20 protein-coding genes are annotated in these 26,376 nt (G+C 39.5%); 4 read left to right on the top strand and 16 right to left on the bottom strand.

Annotation, left to right across the window (positions count from 1 at the left end; translation table 11 throughout):
• Positions 1-293 precede the first annotated feature (293 nt).
• The 5 genes from nagP to IE199_RS00255 all read right to left on the bottom strand — a co-directional run bounded on the left by nagP (position 294) and on the right by IE199_RS00255 (position 7,606).
• Positions 294-1,583: an N-acetylglucosamine MFS transporter NagP gene (gene nagP, locus IE199_RS00275; protein ID WP_189766722.1), complete on the bottom strand. Its 1,290-nt coding sequence runs from the start codon at positions 1,581-1,583 to the stop codon at positions 294-296.
• A gap of 54 nt (positions 1,584-1,637) precedes the next feature.
• On the bottom strand, positions 1,638-2,771 hold the full coding sequence (gene nagA, locus IE199_RS00270) for an N-acetylglucosamine-6-phosphate deacetylase (RefSeq protein WP_189766721.1): 1,134 nt from the start codon (positions 2,769-2,771) through the stop codon (positions 1,638-1,640).
• Complete coding sequence (nagB-II, locus tag IE199_RS00265) at positions 2,771-3,769, bottom strand: glucosamine-6-phosphate deaminase NagB-II (RefSeq protein WP_189766720.1); 999 nt, start codon at positions 3,767-3,769, stop codon at positions 2,771-2,773. Before nagB-II ends, nagA begins: the two co-directional genes overlap by 1 nt.
• 30 nt (positions 3,770-3,799) lie before the next feature.
• Entirely contained in the window at positions 3,800-4,693 is an 894-nt protein-coding gene (nagK, locus tag IE199_RS00260) for an N-acetylglucosamine kinase (protein WP_189766719.1), read from the bottom strand.
• A 231-nt stretch (positions 4,694-4,924) separates the two neighbouring features.
• On the bottom strand, positions 4,925-7,606 hold the full coding sequence (locus IE199_RS00255; protein ID WP_189766718.1) for a beta-N-acetylhexosaminidase: 2,682 nt from the start codon (positions 7,604-7,606) through the stop codon (positions 4,925-4,927).
• 221 nt (positions 7,607-7,827) lie between these two features.
• Between IE199_RS00255 and IE199_RS00250 the strand changes: the two genes are divergently transcribed.
• The gene (locus IE199_RS00250) at positions 7,828-9,345 is read left to right on the top strand and encodes a tryptophan halogenase family protein (RefSeq protein WP_189766717.1); all 1,518 of its coding nucleotides are present in this window, start codon (positions 7,828-7,830) and stop codon (positions 9,343-9,345) included.
• A 35-nt stretch (positions 9,346-9,380) separates the two neighbouring features.
• Here IE199_RS00250 and IE199_RS00245 read toward each other — a convergent pair whose 3' ends face one another.
• The 3 genes from IE199_RS00245 to IE199_RS00235 all read right to left on the bottom strand — a co-directional run bounded on the left by IE199_RS00245 (position 9,381) and on the right by IE199_RS00235 (position 15,699).
• Positions 9,381-10,895 (bottom strand): tryptophan halogenase family protein, encoded by a 1,515-nt coding sequence (locus IE199_RS00245; RefSeq protein WP_189766716.1) that lies wholly within the window; start codon positions 10,893-10,895, stop codon positions 9,381-9,383.
• Positions 10,896-10,911: 16 nt separating this feature from the next.
• Positions 10,912-12,450, bottom strand: a complete 1,539-nt coding sequence (locus IE199_RS00240) for a tryptophan halogenase family protein (RefSeq protein WP_229854435.1) — start codon at positions 12,448-12,450, stop codon at positions 10,912-10,914.
• Positions 12,451-12,576: 126 nt separating this feature from the next.
• A complete protein-coding gene (locus IE199_RS00235; RefSeq protein ID WP_189766715.1) occupies positions 12,577-15,699 on the bottom strand; it encodes a TonB-dependent receptor in 3,123 nt (1,040 codons plus the stop codon).
• Between the two features lie 692 nt (positions 15,700-16,391).
• Here IE199_RS00235 and IE199_RS00230 point away from each other — a divergent pair.
• Positions 16,392-17,414: a LacI family DNA-binding transcriptional regulator gene (locus tag IE199_RS00230; RefSeq protein ID WP_189766714.1), complete on the top strand. Its 1,023-nt coding sequence runs from the start codon at positions 16,392-16,394 to the stop codon at positions 17,412-17,414.
• 19 nt (positions 17,415-17,433) lie between these two features.
• On the opposite strand, the gene IE199_RS00225 is transcribed toward IE199_RS00230, so the two are convergent.
• From IE199_RS00225 to IE199_RS00205, 5 genes are all read right to left on the bottom strand, one after another.
• Positions 17,434-17,595 (bottom strand): hypothetical protein, encoded by a 162-nt coding sequence (locus tag IE199_RS00225; RefSeq protein ID WP_189766713.1) that lies wholly within the window; start codon positions 17,593-17,595, stop codon positions 17,434-17,436.
• A gap of 17 nt (positions 17,596-17,612) precedes the next feature.
• Entirely contained in the window at positions 17,613-17,963 is a 351-nt protein-coding gene (rraB, locus tag IE199_RS00220; protein WP_189766712.1) for a ribonuclease E inhibitor RraB, read from the bottom strand.
• Entirely contained in the window at positions 17,960-18,673 is a 714-nt protein-coding gene (locus IE199_RS00215) for a 1-acylglycerol-3-phosphate O-acyltransferase (protein ID WP_189766711.1), read from the bottom strand. Before IE199_RS00215 ends, rraB begins: the two co-directional genes overlap by 4 nt.
• 185 nt (positions 18,674-18,858) lie before the next feature.
• A complete protein-coding gene (locus IE199_RS00210) occupies positions 18,859-19,614 on the bottom strand; it encodes an MlaA family lipoprotein (protein WP_189766710.1) in 756 nt (251 codons plus the stop codon).
• A gap of 1 nt (position 19,615) precedes the next feature.
• Complete coding sequence (locus tag IE199_RS00205) at positions 19,616-20,941, bottom strand: alpha/beta hydrolase (protein ID WP_189766709.1); 1,326 nt, start codon at positions 20,939-20,941, stop codon at positions 19,616-19,618.
• Positions 20,942-21,127: 186 nt separating this feature from the next.
• Here IE199_RS00205 and IE199_RS00200 point away from each other — a divergent pair, with 186 nt between their 5' ends.
• Positions 21,128-21,883: a hypothetical protein gene (locus IE199_RS00200; RefSeq protein WP_189766708.1), complete on the top strand. Its 756-nt coding sequence runs from the start codon at positions 21,128-21,130 to the stop codon at positions 21,881-21,883.
• A gap of 13 nt (positions 21,884-21,896) precedes the next feature.
• Here the strand turns inward: IE199_RS00200 and IE199_RS00195 are convergent, their stop codons facing one another.
• From IE199_RS00195 to IE199_RS00185, 3 genes are all read right to left on the bottom strand, one after another.
• On the bottom strand, positions 21,897-22,553 hold the full coding sequence (locus IE199_RS00195) for a hypothetical protein (protein ID WP_189766707.1): 657 nt from the start codon (positions 22,551-22,553) through the stop codon (positions 21,897-21,899).
• Positions 22,554-22,715: 162 nt separating this feature from the next.
• Positions 22,716-23,288, bottom strand: coding sequence for a glutathione S-transferase family protein (locus IE199_RS00190; RefSeq protein ID WP_189766706.1), 573 nt, complete (start codon positions 23,286-23,288; stop codon positions 22,716-22,718).
• A gap of 112 nt (positions 23,289-23,400) precedes the next feature.
• Positions 23,401-25,182 carry an acyl-CoA dehydrogenase C-terminal domain-containing protein gene (locus IE199_RS00185; RefSeq protein ID WP_189766705.1) on the bottom strand — a complete coding sequence of 594 codons (1,782 nt, stop codon included), beginning with the start codon at positions 25,180-25,182 and terminating at the stop codon, positions 23,401-23,403.
• Positions 25,183-25,304: 122 nt separating this feature from the next.
• Between IE199_RS00185 and IE199_RS00180 the strand changes: the two genes are divergently transcribed.
• Positions 25,305-26,321, top strand: a complete 1,017-nt coding sequence (locus tag IE199_RS00180) for a hypothetical protein (protein WP_189766704.1) — start codon at positions 25,305-25,307, stop codon at positions 26,319-26,321.
• The last annotated feature ends 55 nt before the right edge of the window (positions 26,322-26,376 follow it).

Here is a 26,376-nt window from a genome sequence, read left to right as displayed (position 1 = left end):
TACAACAGGCGATCCCGCCTATATGAGGCATACTACAGTAGTGCTGCTGCACAGTACCGATTGTACAAAATGTGACAACATCTTACTAAAGAGAAATTTGATAAGCCAGTAACTTATTTTTCTGTTAACAATCTAATAACAATTAAAGTGTAAGTATACAAGTGTAGGTTTTTTAAAGATAAAAAAAACCCTGAGCCTAAACCCAGGGCGATCAAATAAGATCTTTTTAACGCACCCTCAACTAGTGAGATGGTATGCCCTTTCGGGCAAATACTTTCCAGAGATATATAACTTTAAGCTTTCTTTCTCATTTTATGGCCTTTCAGCGCATAGAATAGGATAAACAAATAACATGGAAGCATGACTGCGTAAGCGCCTTGTTGTCCAAACGACGTCCCAGTAGACATACCCCAAAATAGTGGACCAAATGCGCCACCAGCAATACCCATAACTAACAATGCAGAACCCGTGCTAGTTAGTTTACCTAAGCCAGAAAGCGCTAGAGGGAAAATTGCAGGCCAACAAATCGCATTAGCCAAACCTAACAATGCAATCAGTACTAACGGATCTGGTAAATTTGCACCACCAAAAGGTACTAAAATTGCACTGGCAATTACAAAAGATTGTGCGTCAGCAATTAATACACCTACAGATAACACGACACCTAAAATAGCTGACGCTGCAAGTGCCTTTGCACCAGAAATAAAACGAGGAATAAAGATGATACCTAATACGTAACCGATAACCATACATACCATAGTGTATGACGTCATCACGGCGTAATTTTCAATGCCAAGAGACAAGGCGTAAGTTCCGATAGTATCACCGGCAATTACCTCAACAGCCACGTATACAAACAGTGCGATAACACCATATCTCAAGTTTGGATGTGACCAAGCTTCTTTAACTTGTCCTTTATCACCTTGCTCATCTTCGTTTTCAAGTTCAGGCAAAGGAGATTTTTTAACGGCCAACGCCAATAAACCAATAAACAATGCCATGCCAAGGTAAGGTAAAACCAAGCCATTCGCCATTTGATCCACTTCTTCTGCGCTAAGTTCTTTGCCTACAGAGCCAGTAAAGTTACTTAAGATCAAGGCAGTAAACACCATAGGAGCGATAACGCCAGCACTCTTGTTTAGAATACCCATAACACTGATACGTGCTGCAGCAGATTCCTCAGGGCCTAAACGAACAACATAAGGGTTAACCGCTGTTTGCAATAACGTTTGTCCTGTTCCCATGACCAGTTGAGCAAATAAGAATAAGGCAAAAAATTGCGTTTTAGCCGCAGGTATGAAAAGTAAACCCGCAACCATCATCGTTGCCATACCAAGCGCCATACCATTTTTATAACCAACTCGACGGATCACCGCAGCAGATGGAATTGCAGTAAAAGTCACGGCAATGTAGAAAGAAAAAAGAATCAAAGACGCTTCAATCGGTGTTAAGTTTAAAATTTGCTTGAGATAAGGCATTAATGAGCCGTTTAACCAAGTAGCAAATCCCAGGATAAAAAAGAGCGTGGCAACAATGGCCATTGGGACCACACTGCTCTGCTTTTTCTCTTTCGACATTGTCATTTCCATAGTTTCCTCAAATACTTGCGTGTTGTTATTATTGTTTAATTGTAATCGTTAATTTGTATATATTGTTTGCCCTGCAATCCAAGTACTTTGTACACTGCGATCTGCATTGAGCACGACAAAATCTGCCGCTTGTCCTACTTTCAGTTCACCACGAACACCTTGCTGATTTATGTAAGTGGCTGGGTAACTACTCGCCATGCGAACAGCTTCATGATAACTAATATTTAAAAAGTCTGCGGCATTATTTACAGCAGTTACCATATCTAAAGCGGCGCCGGCCAATTCTCCAGTTGTTGAATTTAATCGCCCATCTTTTAAATACACAGTGCGGTCAAAAAAGGAGAATTCTGTTTGATCTGTGCCAATAGTAGACATCGCATCAGTAACAAGAAATACCTTGCCAGTAGGCTTAGTTTTAAGGGCTAAATTAGCACTGGCATACGATACATGATGACCGTCAATGATGATCCCGCAGCTAGCACTGTCATTAAGTAATGCACAGCCTGTTACGCCTGGCTCTCTACCTTGAAGGGGCGACATCGCATTATACAAATGGGTAAAGCCATCAGCTCCGGCATCTATCGCTCTTTGAGCAACTTCATAACTAGCATTGGTATGGCCTAAACACACTTTAATGCCCAGTGAGACCATGCGTTCAATATCTGCTTCGCTGACAGTTTCAGGTGCAAGTGTGACTAAAATTTGCCCTAAATCTTTACGTTCTAAAATTTGCCACTCCGCTTCAGAAATAGGTCTAATGTACTCTTCGACATGTGTACCTTTCTTCGCTGTAGAAAGATGTGGGCCTTCAAAGTGAATGCCTAAAATTCCAGGAACGTTTTCTGCAATAGCTTGCGCCATTGCATCTGCAGCTTGTGCCATTACCTCGACTTTATCAGTGATAAGAGTGGGTAACATGCCAGTAGTACCAAACATGGCATGTGCTGCAATCATGGTTTTTAGATTTTCTAATGACGGGGCGTCATTAAACAACACGCCTCCGCCACCATTAACCTGCAAATCAATAAAGCCGGGCACAACAAGCCCAGCTATTTTTTGAACAGCTGTTTTGATATCACCATCAATAGCAACAATTTTCCCGTTTTCCACAGATATTACTTGATGATCAAGTAACTGCTCGCCATCAAATAACTGTTCTATGTGAATACGTGTGGAAGTCATTACAGGGTCCTAGTGACTTTTTTAAGGCCTTTTGGCTCATCAGGGTTAAAACCGCGAGATACCGCAACTTCGGCTACATCTAAGTAGAAACGCTGAAGGACAACCAATGGTGCGATACGAGGATGAACACTGTTATCAATTTGACGAATATGCACCAAGTCGGCGCCACGTTGCGTCACTTCAGTAATTTGCTCTTCGTGAGAGTTAGCGCTTTCATCATTTACTGCAGCGTTAAGAATTGCTAAACCTTGTTCAACAAGAGTAACTGGGCCATGTAAAAATTCAGCAGAACTGAAAGCTTCCGCATGAATTGAGCTAACTTCTTTTAGTTTTAGCGCCATTTCTTTAGTGATTGCATAACCTAAACCACGGCCAAGCACGACCATATTTTTAACACCTTCAATAGATTGAGATGTTAACTGTGGCTCAGAATCAATCATAGCTTGTAATGCAGCAGGTAACGTATCTAGTGCTTCAACTAACTCTTGGTTTTGCGTCCAGTATGCGGTTAGTTGAAGTAACGCTGACAATGTCGCTAAATAGCTCTTTGTTGCTGCTACTGAAATCTCAGCGCCAGCTTTAAGTGGTAACACTTCGTCAACAATATCTTTTAATGGTGAAGTTTCATCATTCACCAAGGCAACAACAAAAGCACCGCCTTTTTTAGCCATTTCAGCTTGCGCTAAAATGTCAGGGCTGCGACCCGATTGTGAAATAACAATCGCTAATGCGCCATCTAATTTAAGTTGTTTACCATAGACACTTGATACTGACGGTGCAGCTGCAAATGTTGGTACACCTGCTTCAATTTCGATTAAGTATTTGCCAAAAACACCAGCGTGATCAGACGAGCCACGGCCAATGATCATCACCATTTTAGGAGAGATTTCACGTAGTTTGGCACCAATCGCTTGCGCTAATTCTTTGTTTGCAGCCAATTGGCCTTCAATAACTGAGGGAGCTTGTTTAGCTTCCTGCTCCATAATCGTTTGAGTCATGTTATAACCTTTATTGAAAAATACGTTAAATTAAAGCAACGCGAGCTGTTGCTTAGCATAGATCACTGAACCGATTTCTGGTGGGCTCAATGGGTCTTGCAATATGTTTTTTACATCATCATCAAGCCAAGGCTTAATGCGTGGTGTTAATCCGCCAATTAATGAGATGCGAGGAGGTTGCTGTTTAAGTAACTGCCTAGCGATACCACTGATATATTCAGCTCCTTCTTTGACAATTTCTTGTGCAACTTGGTCACCTTGCTCAGCCGCATCAAATACCAAATTTGCCATTTTGGCGTAAAAAGCAGCTGGTTTACCAGCAATAACTTCCACCATTTCTAACCCGTCTTTAACTTGCAACAGGCTTAGTAATTTTTCATTGATAGCTGAAGGCGCTTTTAGCCCATCTAATGACATTAATACGTAGTTCGCCGCTTGGAAACCAAACCAAGCACCACTTCCTTTGTCGCCATGAGGGAAACCGTGACCACCTAAAGTATAAGGATGCCCTTTGACATAGGAAAATCCACATGAACCTGTTCCGGTGATCATTACTGCACCATCACTGCCATTGTGAGCACCTAAACAAGCAATAAGCAAATCTGTTGCTAAGAACATTCTGCCAAAAGGGTGTTGCCAGTTTGACATTTGTTCAAACAATACAGGTAAATTAACACCCGCAAGGCCAACACCAGCTGTTAGGTCACCTAGTGAAATAGATAAACCTGAATTGGCTAAAGCGATTTCGGCAGATTCTGTGATCGAATTTACGGCTTGTTCAAAACCGTGTAATGGATTTGCAGGCCCAGAGATACCCTCTCCTAGCACCTTATTGTTTGCATCGACGATAATAGCTTTAGTTTTGCTACCACCACCATCGATACCTAAGAAGTATGAATTGTTGTTGTCACTGCTGTTAGGCATGTGGACCTCATGCTCTTTTCATTTGTACTGCTTAGTCACAGACAAATTTTTCTATGTAATCGTTGATATTTTCATCTTAACCAGAAATGACAGCGTTGTCATTTATTTTTTAACAAAAATTAACACGTTTTATTTATTAATTATGAATATTTATACATCATTTGGATAAAACAGCCGTAATTACAGTCGGTTGAATTGCGCACAATTCAACCATATTTTTTGTTTTTAGCACTATAACACCACAACAGAAACTGAACGGCCTTTTCTTTGTCCATCTTTAGTAACGGCTCTTACCTGAACATTATCTCCAACAGCCGTCGGTTCGTTATAAGTTGTCCAGGGCTTATTGCCATCTTTAAATTCAATGGTTAATCCTGGAAAAGCAATGTTTGCATATAAAACGCCTTGTTCAACCTTGGCACCAACAGTTGGCAATCGATAAGTGACGTTTGCTTTATCTAACTTAGGCAGCTCTTTCTGACCCAGAGCATTGGCAAACAATCGCCACTGTTGATCTCTTTGGTGCTTTAAGTTTTCATTAAAAACACCACTTGTTTGATCATACTTAGCACCAAGATAATTATATGGCACTGCCCAAGTCGCTTTATGCCATGCTCGTTCAGCCAATGCGATCAAACGAGGGAAAATTTTATACTCAGCCATATTGTCAGTGCGAACATTTTCACTCCACAGTTGCCCTTGCAAGCCAAAGTAGGTTTTACTTTCCTTCATTGGTTGATGTGTCGTTTTACCTGAAGCATCTACCTGTAAGGTGTCATCGATAACAAAAGGATTGTCTTGTCTGTCTAACCAAAATTCGGCGTGTATTGGAATATTTTGCGGCATAAATTGGAATACTTTTTCGGTATTAGTGCGCCTCGACGCCCAATAATAGCCATGCTCCTTGGGATCTGCTTCATAGGGAAAATCAAAATAAGTGACATCCGGAATTGACAGTACAACCTGCCAATTTCGATTGACCAATTCGCTTAATGTATGGTGTGCGCCCCAAGGCAAGTGACCCCACGCATTTGCCTGCACAACTGCAGGCATATTATTGGCCTTAGTGTGCTCTAGTCCATCACTCCAAGCAGCAGGTTCAATTCCCATATCAGCTAACATGTTAGCGACTCGTTCAACAAAATAAGCCCCTAGCTGTTTCATGTCTGTAATACCTTTATCGTTATTTTCAATAAAGGCTTTGCAGACTGGAGAGTCCAACCAAGCACCTGCTGTTTCGTCAGCGCCAATATGATAACGAGTTAAAGGTTGGCCAGCATCGTTATGTATTTTTTTGACTTCTGTCATCACCTTTTTCACAAAAGCATAAGATGATTCCTGGCAAGCGTTAATGGTATTGTCATTATAAAACTGAATAGATGAATACTGAGTTTTGTCATTAGGATCATATAACAAATATTCATTGGCTTTGTCTTTTTGCTCAAGTGCAGAGTATTTGTTGTACCTTGCTTCCATGGCTTTGATGGCAGCTCTTGAATGACCTGGCATATCTAAAGAAGGCAGTACTTGAATATGGCGTGCAGTTGCCGCTGTTAAAATTTCTTTATAGTCTTCAACGCTATAGTAGCCATTGTTTTTGCTGCTAGGATCAATACCTGCTCCGAGTTGAGGCATTAAACATTTTTGTTCATTTGGGTCGAAACACCTCTGGGCCCCCACTTCTGTCAATTCGGGTAAGCCTGGAATTTCTAATCGCCAACCTTCATCCTCTCCCATATGCAGATGTAACTTATTCAACTTATAAGCAGACATTTGATCCATCAGCTTAATAATAAAGTTTTTGTCTCTAAAGTTTCGCGCTACATCGACCAGTAAGCCCCTAAATTCGTATAAAGGTTCATCTTCAATTGTCACCATGGGAATAACTGGCTTATTTAGCGTGATCAAACTTGCTAATGTTTGTAACCCATTAAACACCCCTGACGCATCAACACCTGTGATCCTGATGCCAGCTTGTGTTGCCGTTAGTGAATAGCTGCCTATTATTTTATTACTATCAGCTTTCACCGCCAGTTTCACTGTTAAGCCATTATTAGCTTCTTTGATACCTAAGCTTGCCAATCTTTTTAATGCAACATCTACCTGACTACGTTCAACCCCCTGCAATGTGACTTGGATACCACTAGCTAAATTTATATCACTTGATGGCTCGGGAAATATCACTTTCTTTGGTGTTGGAATAATCACCCGACTGACATCGGTAAGCTCTGTACCTAATGCGAGATTACGTTGATAGAACCCATGGCTATCTAGCCAAGGCGTAGAGTCTGCAGGCGTGCGCTGAAAATGATCTCTGTAATTCGTGTAGCTTTGTACAAATGGTAAAAACTCCATTTGTGTTTCAGGATCTATAGCCGGTTTTGTACTTTGTATCACTCTAGGGGCTAAGTTATCTGCCACGATAAACATATTGGGCATGATGTCTGATTCTGCCAAACTCCAAAAAGCAGCACGAAAAGGAATCTCGTACGTAGTGTTTGCTTTAAAACCAGTAAATTTGTTGCTAGGTGTTAACCGATGTAAGTCACCATTGAGATGTTCTAATTGAAATAAATCACTGTCGTTATTATGTAACGGAGCTATTTGGCTGTAATAAATGCTCCAACCTGCGAGAGGTAAATCAATGGGAGTGGTAAAGCGAAACTTAGCCGCAAAACACAAGCCATCAGTTTTTGATTTGTCACATCTATCTGAAGCTTGATTAGATTGGTGAATAAACTGCACTTGTAAGTTATTTGCCAATAAATCAATGTCAGCTTGTGTTAGTTGGCTAAGCGTTTGATGGGGTTTGGCTATACTTTCACTGCTTTTGTGCGCAGGAGGTTTTTCTGCATTACAGCCTGCTAGTAAGAGTACAATTCCTAACGCAGATATAGAACACTCTCGTTTCATTTGCCTACCCTATAAACAATTATTATTGATTAACCATGAACGATACTGACAACGCTGTCAAAAAATTCTTTACATCTCTATGGCTGCTGTATAGTTTACCAATCGTATCTGCACTTAGATATTGGACAGTCATGCGACGACATTCATTTTGATATACAACAAAAAAAGCAAGTTGCAACTGTGTCAAACTCAATCAACATTTAATGGAAAGAGAGTGGTTCATGTCAAAGCCTATTGAAAAAATTGTTATTGTCGGTGGTGGTACGGCAGGCTGGATGAGTGCCGCCAGTTTGGCACGATATTTTGGTGATAAAGCCAATAATATTACGATTATAGAGTCTTCAACACTGGGCACCGTTGGCGTGGGTGAAGCAACAATCCCAAACATTGTTACTTATAATAAAAACTTAGGGATTGATGAGCTTGAATTAATTAAAGCGACACAAGCAAGTTTTAAATTGGGCATTCAGTTTGAAGATTGGCATAAAGAAGGAGAATCTTTTTTTCATCCTTTTTCTGATTATGGCTTGCCAGTGAATCAGGTAGATTTTCACCATTACATTCATCGAGCTAACAGTGAAGGACAACAGTACGCTTTAAAAGACTTTTGCTTTCCAAGCGTTTTAGCCAAACATGGAAATTTTGCACAACCTCATCCTAATCCCCCCTCACCATTAGCTGATTATCAATACGCCTTTCATTTTGATGCAGGGCTATACGCCAAGTTTTTAATGAATTTTGCGACAAAACTGGGCGTGAACCATATTGATGCTTTAATCAATGATGTAACCGTAGACGCTAAATCTGGCGAGATTGAATCAGTAACACTCGAAAATGGCCAAAAGATAAAAGGCGACTTATTTATCGACTGCTCTGGCTTTACCGGTCTTTTGATTGAAAAAGCCTTAAATACTGGTTACGAAGATTGGAGCCACTGGCTGTTATGTGACAGAGCACTAGCTGTACAAACCGAGCTTATGGGAGAACCAACGCCATATACACGTTCAATTGCCAAAGCCAATGGTTGGCAATGGCGCATACCTCTGCAGCATAGAATGGGCAATGGATACATATTTGCTAGCAAATTCCAAACAGAACAAGCAGCAAAACAGGTATTGTTAGAATCAGTAGAAGGTAAAACCTTAAATGAAGTTCGACCGTTTAAGTTTGTTCCAGGGCGTCGCAAAAAAGTGTGGAATAAAAACTGTATTGCCGTCGGCTTATCTTCTGGTTTTTTAGAGCCGTTAGAATCGACTAGCATTTCATTGATTCAATCTATCATCGACAAATTGTTAACCTTTTTCCCTCACTCAGGTTTAAACCAATTCGATATTGATGAGGTAAATCGTTTGCATAACACTGAAGTGGAACATGTACGTGACTTTTTAATACTGCATTACAAGCTGTCTAAACGCGATGATTCAGAATTTTGGCGCTATTGCCAAACAATGGACATACCGGAGTCACTTGAGCATAAAATTGGCGTATATCAAAGCCGAGGGCATTTAATTGAAAGGGAATGTGAATCGTTCGAACAGGCGAGTTGGTTGAGCATGTATAATGGGTTTGGCATTCAACCAAATTCATTTGACCCAAGAGCAAGCCAAATTCCGCTTAATGATTTGATAAATAATCTAAATCAAATGAAGGATTCTATTGATAATGCAGCAAAACAAGCTCTGTCACACCAAGCATTTATCACCAAACACTGTAAAGCAGAAGAAATTGTATTCAAATAAACAAAGCAAAAAAGGCAACAAATGTTGCCTTTAGCTTATAGTTTAGGTGCAGAGCAATACTGCTGAATAAATTGTTTATGACTGGGTTGTTTGTCACAAATATTAGCCAGCCCTTGTGCACCTTGCGCTAAAATACTTTTGAGCTTTTCAGCTTGCCATGTATCGAGCGTAGGGTTGTATCTCGAAGGTTCAACGTGCATACCATGAAAAACCGCATGCCAACTTGTAGACTGAAATAGCTCTTCAGCTTTGATATTTAAGCCTCCTGCGACTTTATAGTAGTCAATTTTATACTGTAAACTTTCTGGAATTTCCATAGTTTGACAAGAACGCCAAAACTCAGAGTCATCTCTAGCTGTAGTACAATAATGCAATACTAAAAAGTCTCTTATTTCTTCATAGTCTTTGCGAATTGCCCTGTTGTATTCGTTTACCAAGGTTTCGTTATGCGTTGAGGCCGGGAACATTCGAATAAAAACCGCTAAAGACTTGGTGACCAAGTGAATAGCGGTAGATTCTAATGGCTCTAAAAACCCTTGTGCTAACCCCAATGAAAGGCAGTTTTTATGCCATGTTTTATTTCTCATCCCCGTAGTAAACGGGATAAAGCGAGGCTCCATCAGTGGCTGCCCCTGTATACTATCTAGCAAAGTTGCTTTTGCTTGTTCATCAGAAATAAATTTGTCACAAAAAACATAACCGTTACCAGTTCTGTGCTGTAACGGAATTCTCCATGTCCAACCAGCTTCTCTAGCTTTAGCGACTGTATATGGTGCTGGTTCTCCTACGTTGTCAGTTTGAACCGTAACAGCTTTGTTACAAGGTAAATATTGAGACCAATCCTCGTATCCTACCTTTAAGGTTTCTTCTATTAGTAGGCCTTTAAATCCAGAACAATCAATAAAAAAATCAGCTTCAATAACTTGTCCAGAAGCTAGGGTGACAGACTTAATATCACCATTTGGATGCTGCTGAACAGTTTCAACCTTTCCTTCGGTTCTAACTACACCTTTTTTTTCGGAAAAATCACGTAAAAATTTTCCTGCCAACCCAGAATCTAGATGTAAAGCATAGTCCGCTCGCTCTAAAGGCGTGTTTTTCACATCAAATGGTGGAAAAAATTTATTTTTGCTTGCCAAAATGGTCTCTGGTGAATGCGCCATCAACGGCGTTTTATCTCCTTCGGCACGGCACTTTAACCAGCATTGAAAGAAGTCGTAGCCATCAATTGGTTTACCAATACTGCCAAATGGATGAAAAAAGTGTTCTCCTTTGGTATGCCAATCTTCAAACTGGATGCCAAGCTTAAAAGTACCTTGGGTTGCCTTGATAAAATCAACTAGATTAATATTTAAGCCATGCAAAACAGAAATTAGAGGAGGAATAGTTGCTTCTCCGACACCAATGATACCAATTTCTTCTGATTCAATAAGCTCTATTTGCAAACCTGAACTTTTAAAAACACTGATCAAAGTAGACGCGGCAAACCAGCCGGCGGTGCCACCACCAACAATAGCAATTTTTTTAATTGGATCTTTATTAATATTCATTTGTTCTTATCCCAAACTATTCATAGGTATATCGGCAATGTTGTTTTAAAAAATCACCATGGCTTTGCCCACTTTCAACAGTGTTTGAAATTCGTTGCTGCATATAAGTTAAATGATCAAATAAGTATTGTTGTTTCATATTGTTAGCTCGTTGATCATGTTCTTCGGGATAGACAGCAAAACCATCTAATATGGCTAACCAACTGTCTTTTCCAAAGATCTCCCAGTTTAAGCGCTGGATGTTCCCAGTTTGAAGATAAAAATCGAGTTTTTGTTGAAGAGAGTCAGGTATTGCCATTTGTTGGCAACTTACCCAAAACTCTGAGTCCTCTCGTTGGTTTAACTTGTAATGCAAGATGATGAAATCTCTTACTCGTTCATATTCCTGTATCGTAGCATCATTAAATTTCGAAATTATTTGGTCGTTATAAAAACCTTCATTGATTAGGGACGTTAACTTTTCGATCGCCGTTTGTACCAACGCGATGCTGGTTGATTCTAGTGGTTCTAAAAAGCCAGATGAAAGTCCTATTGCAACACAATTTTGGTTCCACGCTTTTTTTGCTCGACCAGGAGTAAAATTGAAATGTCTTGGCTCGTGAAGGACTGCACCATCAATATTATTCAATAGTGTTTCTGTCGCTTGCAACTTATCGATGTACCTCGAACAATACACATGACCATTGCCTTGGCGATGTTGTAAGGGAATTTTCCATTGCCAGCCTGCATGATGAGCAATTGACTGAGTTCGAGCCAATGGGTTATTTGTTAATTCAGTTTGTACTGCGACAGCACTATCGCAAAATAGCCATTGGCTCCAATCTTCATAGCCCGTTTTTTGCGCTTTTTGCAGCAGCAGTGAATTGAAACCAGAACAATCGACAAATAAATCAGCCTCTATTTTTGTACCACAGGCTAATGTTAGCGACTGAATGTTGTTATTTGAATCGACGGAAACTTCTTTTATTTCTCCATCGACGTGAGAAACCTTGTTGTTTAACGCATTTGACTTCATCATTTGTGCAAACAAGGCAGCATCAAAATGTAGAGCCCAATCAAATATCTCAAGCTGGCTCTCGGGACTATTTGATGGCAACATAAACTTATTATGTTTTGCCAACTGCACCCCTAAGGAAAACTGCTCCAAGGCTGTCGACACACCTTCTTTTTTTGCTCTAAGCCAGTAATGATGAAAAGCTACTTCTGGAGTACCTTGTCCGTAAATACCAAAAGGATGGATAAAACTGGTGTCTTTTTTATGCCAATCAATAAACTCGATACCTAATTTACAGGTTGCAGCAGAATTTTTTAAGACTTCTAGATCTGTCATACCGAGATTTTGATAGAATCGTCTAAGCGTAGGAATCGTTGCTTCGCCAACGCCAATGGTGCCCATTTTGCTAGATTCTATTAGTGTGATTTGAATAGATTTAGATTGATTTTGATGAGCTAAGGCCGCTGCCGTCATCCAACCCGATGTTCCACCACCCACTATCACAATATTATTAATTTTTTCTTTTGAACTTGTCATCGATACGCTCGTCAACTTACTCATTTTTGATCTTACAACTCGATCAAAACCTGTCCCCCATGGTAACAAGGCTTTCTACTTTTGTATTGATTTATCACAAAGTAAAAAGCCGCCATTAGGCGGCTTTTATTCGTTAGCTAACTCTTGTAATTAAAATTTAACGCGAGTACCAACTGTCCAACGTGCTTCATAAACGTTTTGGAAAGCTTTTTGCTTTTCAAACTCGATGAAAGTTTGTTGGTATTCTTCTGTAATATTAGAACCGTTAATGTAGAAGCTAATATCTTCGCTGAAGTTGTATGTGGCATTGAAGTCAAGTTGCGAATAATCGTCTTGGTATAGAGATTGGCCGCCTGTACCTGCATTACCAGATGTCATCAAACGAGGACTACGAGAGTTCCAAGCTAAACGAGCTGAGAATGTTTCATTTTCATACCAAACAACTGCGTTGTATGTATCTTTTGACATTCCTTCAAATGGTAAATCGCTACCGCGGGCATCTTTAGCTTCTTGTTTTGAATCTGTATATGTATAGTTCAAATCAAAACCAACATTAGCTAAAACGCTGTCTTCACCTAAGAAATCACTAAGTGCAACTTTACCACCCAATTCAAAACCACTAACTTCACCACCTTTAGATTGCGCAGTAAATGTTGTTGGATGTGGACCACGAATTACGCCGTCACCATCAGGTTCTTCATTACGTAGTTCTGTTTTACTTTCAGTAAATTCAGCAATGTCGATACCAAACGCTGATACGAATGCCATTGATGCATCACCTGCATACCATTCAGCTGATAATGACCAGTTGTCTGAACGCCATGGGTTTAGGCTTGGGTTACCGTTAAGTGTAACAGTTTGAACACGCATACAGCCACAATCATTATTGAACACCATACCAACGTCTTTACCTGCGCCCCATTGAGCTAGATCTAAGGCTTGCATATTTTCAGAATATGCAGCACGTAATACTACCTCATCAGTTAATTGGTAAGCAAAGTTGAAAGATGGTAGCTCATCTTTGTATGTGCGTTCAGTTACAACATCACCGATATCTGGACCTAAGCCAGAGTGAGGTAAATTACCACCAATTAAGTTTTGCTTAACAAATAGTGTTGTTTCAATAACTTTAAGGCCAACATTACCGCTTAGTTTACCGTATTCAAAGTTCGCTTGTAAGAAGTAAGATAGTTCATCTAAACCTACATCATACGTTGCGCCACCATTTTCTGTACGGGCAACATTACCAAAAGTATCTAAATGGAATTGACGAGGATTGCGGAAATTACTTGGGTCAATTACCCACATTCCAGGAATACCTTTTACATTACCAAAATTTGTCTGCCAAGATACTGTCGTATGTTGATCAAGTCGTGTAGGAGGCAATAGTGTATATGGCATCCAATCACCAGCGGTTAATTGACGTGTTTCATCGTCTGCAATCTCACCATCACCATTTACATCAAACGGTGCCATTACTGGAGTGCCATCAGCATAAAATGCATCTTCAGTTAAGTATTCACCCGCACCAGCAACACCAACACAAGGGTTATCTGATAATAGGCCTTGACCACGATCTAAGTTTTGGTCAACCGCTTTCCATTGTGCGATATCACAACCGTTACCAAAGTCTGATGTGTAAGTAAATTGGTCATGATCAACATCACGCTGAGAGTAACGAATACCAAAATCTACACTCGTAATAAATGCATGATCTTCAAGAGCGTAATTCCATTTTGTGCTAAAGGTACGCATATCAGCTTCATCATCAGTGTTACCTTCAGATGAAAATGCACCAATATGGTATGAATCTAAGCTCGCCATGTAATCAGCAACAGACATTTCGCCTTGACCGCCACTAACAATAGTATCAAAACCACCAAATGTCGGATGTTCACCACTTGCGTCATGCGTTAGGAAGAAGTCTTTATCTTCGATACCTTGAGAGAAGTCTCCGAAACAACCGCCATTTTGACCTACGATTGTATTGCTATCATTACAATATGCAGAAGAAGTAAATCCACCAGGGCCTGTTACAAGAGCACCACGGTCAGTACTCATGATGTCGCCTTCACCGTATGCGTGGCGCATTCTTGCCGTCGCATTTGCGTCAGTAAAACGCACTTGACCAGTTAGGTTACCACCATTGTCGTAATCTAATTGAAGGTTAAAGTTTCTAGATTTTTCTTCGTTAACATTTACTTGAGTAAATGTTTGTAAACGATATGGACGCATCTTAAATGCATCTACACCACGCCATTCATTTCCATCTGCATCTTTAAACGAATCACCAGTATAGTTAGTTGCAAATGCATACTGAGCAAATGTTTGCCAACGGTTGTTGTTGTTAAAACCTGAACGCGCGTTAAAGCGATCTTGTTGCGTGTAAAAATAATCAGCTGTTAACGTGAAACCTTCACCCAAATCAGCTTGGAAAGATGCTTGAATTGCATCACGCTCACGCTCTTCTGTTTTATTAAATGCAGTAAAACCGTGTGGAACGATATTACGGTATTCAGCACCTTCAGCAGGTGTACTCCATGCGAAGTTGTTTGATGTCCAACCTAAACCACCATTTTCCGACGTATCGTTGTGGCCATTGTAGTCAGTTGCTAGAGTAACTTCCTGTGTCACTGCTGAAACTAAAAAGCCCCAGTTACCAGCGTTGTAGCTTGCTAAACCGTGAAGTGTAGGATCAGTTTCTTCAGTGATCGAACCACGAGTCGCTTCTGCACCACCAGCAAACTGCCAACCCTCTTCCATAGCGAATGGGCGACGAGTTTTAAGATCAATTGCACCAGCAATACCTTGCGCTACATTTTTTGATGTTGCAGACTTATAAACATCTACGCCACTGAATAACTGCGCTGGTAAATCACCTAAATCAGCACCAGAAGTATCAATTGTTGTTGCAGATAAGAAGGTTTCACCGTTCATTGTTGTATCAATTTGAGGTAAACCGCGAATTTGAATTGCACCACCTTCACCAGCAACACGCTCAATTTGAACACCGGTAATACGCTGAAGTGAATCAGTAATTGTTACGTCTGGTAACTTACCAATATCTTCTGCTGCGATACCGTCAACTTGTGAGCTAGCAAAACGTTTTGCGTTAATACTTGCTTTAGTTGAACCACGGATACCCGTTACTTCAATTACTTCTACGTCTTTATCTGCGCCGTCATTAGCCATTGCAAGTGGTGTTGCACCACCAGCAAGGACCATAGCGATTGTGCTCGCCAAGACGCCTTTTTTAAATGTTTTAGATGACATCGACTTTCCCTTACACACGTTTTTTAAATATGTTTAGTTATGTTTATGTAACCCTTTTAAAAGACAGCGCTGTCTTTTGTTTTGATGACAGCGTTGTCATAGGTTAGAGCAAACCATACACAAAAAATGAATCTATGGCTATACTTGATCGACATTTTATCAATATGATCATTTTATATCATTGAATAAAAAGGAATTTAATTTGTAAAAAAATTGCACACCTAAGAAAGGATCACCACTAAAAACCGCTTAGTTATAAGGTATACCTGAATAAAAATACAAATTACCCACAAAAAGTGAATAAAAAACCGAATATAAATATTAAAAGATCATAAAGTTGATTGTTCAGCAATCTCATTTTGTATACATATCACTCACATGGTTATCAAAATTTAACCGGCCAAACTAAAGAAATACTTAATAAGCAAACTATACATTTATTAAAAACAATCTCCTTGACAGTTTTCTGCTGCTTGCATAACGTAAGACTAGTTGCAGGCACAGTCACAGCAAAAAATGACAACGCTGTCAACGAAATTTGTAGTGCTTTGGCTGCAAATTCAGGGAGTTAAGAAGAAATTTTGACATTTATCATTAGTAAGCCTTGCCGCTCGCTACAATAATTCATATTCTTATGCCCCTTAAAATAAATACAAAAATTATTACGTAAGAATATAAGGCCGTGCGCATCAATGAAAGCTACCATTACAGACGTTGCTAAAGAAGCAGGCGTATCTATAAAAACCGTGTCGAGGGTGATGAATAACGAACCGTCTGTTCGCCAGCCGACAAGAGATAAAGTAATGGCTGCGGTAAAATCATTAAATTATCAACCTAACTTGGCCGCGAGAAATTTAGCCGGTACCAAAGCATTTAGTATTGCTTTTATTTACGATAATCCAAATGCTTATTACGTCATTGATATGCAAAACGGTATATTGTCAGCATGTAAAAAACAAGGGTTTGAATTGGTTATACACCCTTGCCAAGCTAAATCTGAAAACCTGCTTGAAGAAATCACCAACATGATTAAACATTCGCGCATTGCAGGATTAGTGTTGACCCCTCCATTTTCCGAACGACCTGAATTTGTGCAACATTTATTAGATCTTGAAGTAGAAGTTGTCAGAATTATCTCAGGTAGCAGTTTGCCTGACAACCTAGCGCCATGTGTTATGGTCAATGACCGTGAAGCCGCTTTTAATATTACACAGCATTTAATCGATTTGGGTCACAAAGATATTGGTTTTATTGCTGGTGGTGCCGAGCACATGTCAACCGTAGAGCGTATGAGAGGATTTAAACAAGCACTGCATGATAACGATATCTCACTTGATGAGTCGTTAATTGTACATGGCGAATATTCTTTTGAATCAGGTGTGCAAAGTGCCAAACAATTATTGTCTGCTGATAAAAAACCAACAGCAATATTTTCTTGTAACGATGAAATTGCAGCAGGGGCATTATTTGCTGCGCGGCTAATGGGCGTTGATATTCCAACTCATCTTTCTATTACCGGATTTGAAAACAGTCCCTTCTCGAGACAAACTTGGCCAAGGCTTACCACGGCAAATCAGCCAAACGTAAAAATTGCAGAAGATGCAGCAAACTTGTTAATCGCAAAGGCGAGAAAACAAACGGCTAAACTTCCAATGCCGCAATTTGTCCCGCAGTTAATTGTTAGGGATTCAACTGCTGATATTAATGCACAATAAAAAATAGCCTGTTAACAGGCTATTTTGCGTCTGGATCTAATCCGTTTTTTATTCGTTCAATACGTTCTTGATGTCTATGGTGTGCTTTTAATCCCGCGATTGCAAATGCACCAATTATCGCAACAATAGGAATTAGCAGGGGTAACACTGCAGGATTTAATAGCTTATCTAACCATTCCATAATTTTTTCCTTTTTTATTATTCTTCGAAATATGTTCCCCAACCATCATACTCAACGCCATGTTGCTTAGCCATATCAAACATCAGTTTTGTCTCATCTTTGATAATTTCAGGCTCGAGAGGTTGTTCGGTTATGATATCAAACGCAAATACTTTGCTGCCATCTTCTAGTTCAGCTTCTTCTGGCTCTTCAACATCATAGCCCATTTTGAACGCAGCAATGGCGGCTTTTTCTAGCATATCAAAATCAACACTGGAAAAATGATGTTCTATCGTATGATGCACTTCTTCATTAGTGCCATCTTCAATTAAGGCATCAATTAATTCGTCGGTATGGGTAAACCATTCAAGTAATTCTTGTTCAATCATGACTGTGCCTCTTGGTTAATTTGTTCAAACTTTTCTGCCATTTGCGTTCTCGTTCTGTCAGCTAAAGCACGCACCTTATCTATATTTAAATCCTCAACCTGAATCGGCGGCATATATTCAATAATGAACTTGCCATTGTTCCAGCGATTGAGCTTTATTTTACTGGTATCGCTACATAATACAGGGACTATTGGCACTTGTGCTTGAACTGCAGTTCTAAAAGCACCTGTTTTAAAAGGTAAAATACCACGACCATAACTTCGTGTGCCTTCAGGGAACAACCACACCGAGATTCGTTGTTTTTTAATCCGTGCAGCAGTTGCCGCTATAGTATTCGAGGCTTTGTTCTTATTATTTCTATCAATTAAGATGTTGCCAGTTAACCAATACATTTGGCCAAAAAATGGGATCCAAGCAAGGCTTTTTTTGCCAACACTTACCGTATTTGGCAGTACCGCATTACTAACAGTAAAAATATCGTAACTGTTTTGGTGATTACCGATATAAACAACAGGCTCATAGGGATCCAAATTTTTAGGCACACGAATTTCTACATGTAAACCTAATATTCTTGCGACGAATCCCATACATTTTGCAGTATGAAATACATTATTTCGATGAAATGGTCTGACTAAGCACATCACTGTTGATCCTAAAGTGATCACAACAATGGCCAAGGCCATCAAAATAATTCGAATGACAGCTAACAAAGATTCTTCCTACTGTTAAAAAGAGCGGCGATTATACCCGATCTCCTAGAGAAATATCCAAGAAAAAGGCTACAAAGGTAGCCTTAAACTAAAATACGAAATTAACCTTAATAAAAAGAGTGCCTTGCTCTGCAGGTAGACCAATTGAAACTAGTCATCCATGTTTTCTATGCAAGCACGCCCTTTTAACGTTTAATCTGAAGTTCCCGATATTTCATATACAGTACTTTCATTTGGTCATATTCAAAAGCAGAGCCTGATTCATAATATCTAAAAGGGAGTTCATTTCTGGCGTTAATACTTCTTAAAAACGATAAAAACAGTTCTTCGTCATTTTTTAATCCTAGCTCGCTAACCGCTGCATCATAAGCAACAAGATCCACCACACTGCTAAAACCATCTCTTACATTAGAAGGCCCAATAAAAGGCAGTACTAAGTAAGGTCCTGGCCCAACTCCCCAGTAGCCTAGAGTTTGTCCTAGATCTTCATTTTGTTTGTCTAAACCAACCGGTGTAGCAATATCAAATAAACCAGCTAATCCCAACGTAGAATTTAGTGCAAATCGGCCAAATGTTTCTGCCGCAACACTACCTTTAAACTGTAACAGAGCATTGATAAAGGTAGAGATTTCACCCAGGTTACTAAAGAAGTTAGACACGCCAGTTTCAACAAAATCAGGCGTAACCGCCTTATATCCATTAACAACTGGAAGCACCACGTATTCATCTGCTTTTGCATTAAAATAATAAACTCGGCGATTAAAGCCTTCAAAAGGATCAGAGTATTCAAATAACAAGGGTTGAGCCCCCTGCTCATTTGGCAATGGTACGCTAGGCTTTTGAGCATTAACACTCAGGTTAGGTTTGGCAGAACAAGCCGTCAGTGTTACAAGCAATAACAAACAAGCAAAGCGATAACAACGATGAACAAAACTACTCATATCAATTTCCTCCTTTAAATTGCTGTTTTAAGTAATGGACAAAATTGACACGATCAATATTGCCACAATGACCACCTCGTTCAAAAACTTTTGCTCTATCACCAAACACATCCTGTAAATAAGCCAATTCTCCTTTGGCTAAAATGATGTCGTCGGCGTTGGTTACCATAGAAATTTTTTCACTGCGGCGTAAGTAAGAGTCGAGCGATCGTAGACTAAAATCGAAGATAAGCTGTGCTCGCGTTTTAGAACTATCTTGCTCCTTCGCCCACGGCACCATGCCTTTCTCAAAATAATCTAAAAACGTTACGTTGTAGGCTCGTTTCATTGAATGGGTAACACTTTCAAACTTACCAATATCGTGGTTCCGGTAAATAACAGCACCAACATTGTAGGTTGCATCTATGGCAAACAGCATATCAGCAGAGGAAACACGAAATGAGGTGCCTATGAGTAGTTTTAATTCTTCTTCAGATAAATTAGCGTGTTTAAACAGTTTATAAATATTACTGGAATTAAACTCTGATGTTTCCTGTAAATTATAACTTTCAGCAAATTTATCAAACACGCGATTAAACATTTTAGTCACGTTTTCTCTGTCGTTAGCTAAATCTAAATAGCCATCGAGAATACTGGCAGAACTATATAAACTTACCGGCGGGTTTATTAATAAAACATTTTTAAAATTAAAGACTTTTTCCTTCTCATCCAAGAAAGATACAAACGCCGAGTGAGCGCCACCTAAGCTGTAGCCGGTAAGTTCAAAATGACTGACTTCAATTTCTTCTTCCGTTTTAACTTGTTGATAAGTTTTTTGCATTACCTCGTATAAGGTTTCAGCGTCCTTTGCCAAATAACCTGGGATATCATCTTTGGTTGTGGCGTTAACGATAAAGTTAGCGAAGGTGGGAGAGGATAAGGCGATAACATGATATCCCTGCGCGTATAACACCTTCTGTAAGCTGATCATTTTTGCTGAATCATGTTTAGCCCCTGTACCGGCAATAACAAAGATTAGCGGTGCTTTGTTTGGTTGCTTAACAAATGAATATTGAAATTCTCTATTGAACCAAAATACTTCTGGGATCGTTTCAATAGGCCTAATTTCGAGCGACTTTTCCTCTCGAGGTAAATCTTGCACTAAGTCAGCCAAGGGTTCTTGGCAATAGCCAGTAACGGTTGCTTGATATTTACTGTATTCAATTTCACAAAGCTTTTCTTCTTCATCAGAAAATAGAAATTGTGGTGAACTTTGACAGGCTTGCAGAGTAAACAATAACAGTGTGATAAATAACAGTTGTTGGAAAAGAGATACTTTGTTACTCACTCAGAGGGCTCCCTAGATAGTTGCAGAAACTATTTTTATCAAAAAAACAGTAGCATAACAGAGAAGCGTTAAGTTTTAATATAATTTAACCTGATTTTGCCTAAACCATAGCTATAGTTAATAAACCCCCGTCAAAAAGCACTGACGTTTTAAACGTCAGGCAGACAATAATAGTTAGGGTTAAACATGAAGCACTTGTTCGTTTACTGTCTATTGATGATCGCTACGGTCGTTCAAGCAGTGCAGCCTAATTTTGATCAAATAAATTCAACAAGTCACGGTAAAAATATTGCAAAACAATGGGGCATCGACGCCTTACAAATCCCTAAAATAGTGAACCCAATTAACACAAATATCACAACATTTGAGGCAACCAATAGCAAGTTTTACACCCATAACTTGTTGATGGAAAACGATATAAAAAATTCAACTTTGAGCCAAACTCCAACGGTTTATTGGCGTGTTGAACACTTTTATGTTGAAGCAGCGATAGAATATGATGATCAAACATTTAAGCAACACAATAACATCAACAGGATAGTGTTTGGTTATACTGGAAATAGGTTTAGCGCCGAATCCACGGTGAAACAATCATTAGATCCGTTAAACGACAGTGCTTTGTATCAAGTTCAGGGCGCTTATAAATTGTATAAACAGGATGACTTTTCAATCGCATTGACCGCCAAAATAGCACTTCAAGAGTCAAATAATCCTTCCTTAATTGAAAAGTATTTGGAGCCAATAAGTATTCAAAACATCACTGAAAATCGGTCTGGATTAAATACAACATTGGGCGTGGTTACCACATGGCATCTAAGCAAGAACTGGCAGCTGTTTGGTAGTCTAAGTTCACAGAATATAATCCCAAGTTCAGTGAATGAGCTAGCCATCGACGACAAGCATATACACAGTGCAACAATTGCCACTCGCTACTCGTTTTAGCCTATGTAGATCGTCAAGAAAGCTGTGTTTTTAACGACTCAATCGCATTAGATGCTGTGGTAAAGTTGTCTTTTTCTATCGCGATTAAAGCACTATCTAGAAGTAACTCCTGTGCTGTTGTCACCTTGTAAAGATACATTTTTAAGATAAGCTCAAAAGCTTGCGGATTTTTCTCTAGCAATAGTTGTTCAATTTGTAACAACAGTTGCCACCTGTCTTCCGCCAAAATACTTAATGAATGTATTGGCTCTGCATGGTTACAAGTCAAACTGATAAAATGTTCAATGCTTGCCATTGACTCAATGAGAAGCAAATCGACTTGTTCAACAAGAGACTCAGTAACAGAGTCTTGATCAATGGCATCATGCAGTTTTCTACCTTCCGTCAATAAGGCAGTAAGACCCAACTTTTGACAAGGGTCCAGTAGTTCATTAACTAACCTTAACATTGTTTGTTTGACGCTTTTAACTGCATCTTGTTGAAATACTGAAAATGCCTGATTAAAGTGAGTGATAAAACCTGATTGTTGTTGCAGAAAGCTTTTCAGCGCCAACAAGTATTCAGCTTGCTGACCATCAAATAACTTCAAACCTTGCTTAGGCTCAAAAAAAGCGCTCTTAAATGAATTGATATCGCTATCAAACCATACACGTTTACGTTCAGTTTTCACGTTACGGTCTCCTTTGACAGCTCATAGCACAAACTTTGCTTTAACTTAAAGTGTATATGGCATATCGCCAATTTTCCATCATTCAAACATTTAGTGGTAGCCCATATTTTCGGATGATTATTTAAAAAACAGGCGTCTTTTTAACGCCTGCTCGGTTTACTTTTAAATACGTGGATCTGTTTCTGCCAATATCGTTCTAGAAGCGTTCAGTTCAAAAAATTGTGATAAGTGTGAATAATGACGCCAGTCAGTTAATTCTCTAAATTGTGCCCAATCGAGCAAACACCACAGACAAATTGAAGGATAGTGCCATTGTGTAAAACTTCCTTTTGCCGCTTCGTCATCTAACACTTTTAATACCGTATCAATACGCTCTCTTTGCAAATTAAAAAATAGCGCATCTTGCATGGTATCAATGTTACTGCGTTTTAAGATTAAAGTAGAAACCAGTGAATCATTCACTGAGTCGATAAGTGTAAGTAAATTTTCTTGCTGCCAAGACAAAGGTTGCTCGTTGTATTTTTCTGCTAAATATCGAAATATCACACGAGAATCATAAATACACTGCTCATTGTCAATAAGCGCAGGAACCTTTAACGCAGGATTGTTTTCAGTTAAATATTTACGATCTGCTTCAGCGAAAATATCTAGGTTAACAAACTGATAATCTTTACCTTCAAGATACGTTCTCAGTCGTCTAACAAAAGGAGAGGTTGTTGAGCCTAAAAGTTTCATAAATCACCATAGAGTACCAATTGAAATGCTTCCAGTATAACTACTGATTTAGGCATCACAAACAAAAAAGCCCACACAAAGTGCAGGCTTTCACAAAGAATGAATAAACTAACTAAAACAATTCATCAGGCATATCAAAGAGCGGCGCAGACCCTGCTTTAATAGCGGCAATTAAAGATAAACGTCTAGGCAATAATCGTGCAAAAAAGTAACGTGCCGTGTGTAGTTTACTCTGGTGAAATTCTGGATCTTGCGCTAATTGCTGACTAGATACTTCACACATTTTGCACCAGACATACGCCATAGCGGTATAACCTAATACATGTAAATAATCATTGGCAGAGGTTCCTATGATTTCAGGATCTTTTGCAGCATTGATTAAAATAAACTGGCTAACCTCGCGCAGTTCATTTAGTGCAGTTTCCAGAGGTTGAATAAATTCCTGCATTTCAGTCGATTGTGTTTGTTCAATATAAGCAGCAACTTCATCAACAAACAAATTAAGCAACTCACCTTTACTACCAGCAACTTTACGACCCAATAGATCCATCGCTTGAATACCATTAGTGCCTTCGTATATTTGAGCAATACGTGTATCACGCACTAATTGTTCTTGCCCCCACTCACGAATATAGCCGTGCCCACCTAAAACTTGTTGTCCAGCTACAGTATTATCAAAACCAAGATCGGTAAAAAAGGCTTTAGCCACTGGCGTCATTAAAGCAACTAAACCGTCAGCTTTGGCTTGCGCCTCACCCTCACCATAAGTGGCAATATCAAGTTGATTGGCAATATACATTGAAAGCGCTCGCGAGCCTTCATTTAAAGCTTTCATGTTCAATAGCATGCGACGGACGTCGCCATGCACCATGATAGAGTCTGCCGGCTTTTCAGGAGATTTAGCACCTGATAGTGAGCGACTTTGCAAACGGTCTTTAGCATACTCCAAAGCATTTTGATATGAGCGTTCGCTTGCGCCTAGCCCTTGAATGCCAACACCAATACGTTCAAAGTTCATCATGGTGAACATACAAGCAAGCCCTTGATTTAATTCACCAACTAAAAACCCACGTGCACCATCAAAATTCATCACACATGTCGCAGAGGCATGAATCCCCATCTTATGTTCAATTGAACCGCAAGAAACATTGTTAGATTCACCTAAACTACCATCGTCATTGACTTGATATTTAGGCACAAGGAAAAGTGAAATACCTTTTGGACCTGCAGGCGCATCAGGAAGTTTTGCTAACACTAAATGGATAATATTTTCGACCAAATCATGTTCACCTGCTGTGATGAAAATCTTATTACCCGTAACTAAATAACTGCCATCATCCTGAGGTACTGCTTTGGTGCGGATCATACCTAAATCAGTGCCAGCATGAGCTTCGGTTAAACACATACTAGCTGTCCAATCGCCGGCATATAAACGAGTTAAGTACTTTTCTTTTAGTTCTACACTAGCATGTTTAGCTAAAGACAAGGCCGCGCCAGCAGTTAAGCCAGAATAGAGTGAAAATGAGATATCAGCGCTGCACAACATTTCCTCATGAAGTGAGGTAATGGCTTTAGGCATACCCATGCCACCAAATTCAACGTCACCACCTAGTGCAGTCCAACCACCTTCTACGTATGTTTGAAACGCTTCTTTATATCCGGGAGCTGTGGTTACTTTACCTTCGTCAAAACTTACACCTACCTCGTCGCCTTCTCTAGCAATAGGCGCAATGACCTGCTCAGCGATTTTTCCACATTCAGAGATAATAGCTTGTGATGTTTCTTTATCTACATGCTCTGCTAGTGCTGGCAGTGTCGCCCACACTTTATCGACGCCAAACACGTCCCATAGTAGATAATTCATGTCTTTAAGTGGCGCTTGATATTCAGCCATGTTGTAACCCCGATTCAAACAATTATTTCAAACAATTGTTTGAATATAACGAAATTGATTAAAAAGTAAAGTGTCGACATAAATAACTTGTCGAAATCACACTCCTTACCTAAAGTATCAGTATGAGTGTTAAACTATTTACAAACAGCGATAGGTCATCGAATAAATATAGCAGGATTACAGCGATTTTTACGCTAATCATCTGCTTGTTTTCATCAAGTATAGCCGCTGAGCAAATCCAATTTTCAAAAGTAGAAGAAAATGATAATTATCGCTTTAGCTATCAATGGCTCGATCATGATAAAACTGAACAGTCTTTAAGCTTTTTGCTATCAAAAAGTGATTTGTTTCAACGCTACAGAAGCTTTTCTGCTTACCAGCCTCATATTGCACAAGAATATGTGCAAAATGCGCTAAAGCGACATTTAAGAAAAAAGCCAATCTCTGGTGTTCAAATTAGCTTCTCTAAACAAGGCGGAGAATATGCCACCTTGATAAAAAGCCCCCGCAAAGGTTTGATCAAAAAAGCGCAATTGGAAATTAACCAACTACAACTTAGGTTAATGGCAGAGTATTTAACTGATCACTACTATCATCAATTTTTAACACCCGACAACATTTTAGCGGTTAAGCCAGACCACTCAAGAATTGCACATGAGAGTGCACCTGTTTTTAAAGGTATCAAAGAAACGGTAATCGCCAAGGCTTCTGTGAAAAATATTCGCCGGGTAAGTAACTTTGTTTTAAGTTTTGTACAAAGTATTCCCTATTCAACATTAGAATCTCGAGTTTCATCCTCTGGCGCAGGATTTAATCCTCCCTTTAAGCTGCTATGGGAAAATCAAGGGGATTGTGACAGCAAAGTCACTTTGACAGCCGCATTACTTAGGATGTTAATGCCAAGAATAAAAATGGTATTAGTATTTATAGACAATCATGCACTTATTGGCATCGATGTAGCTGCGGAGGCAGACAATGTCACGGTTGATTATGAAGGTACGCGGTTTGTCCTTGCCGAACCGACTGGACCAGAATTAATGCCACTCGGCAACATAGCAGAACAATCAAAATTGGCTATTTATAGCGGTCGTTACTCTTTAGAGCCTTTTTACGGCAACGATGACGATACAGAAGAGTAAGCAACTTTAAATTACTACCACCAATAAAAAAGGCTGGAACATGCCAGCCTTTTTT

Source organism: Thalassotalea marina (assembly GCF_014656435.1).
GTDB lineage: Bacteria > Pseudomonadota > Gammaproteobacteria > Enterobacterales > Alteromonadaceae > Thalassotalea_C > Thalassotalea_C marina.
The sequence above is the reverse complement of the archived record's forward strand: the minus strand, read 5'-3'. Positions and strand labels throughout refer to the sequence as shown.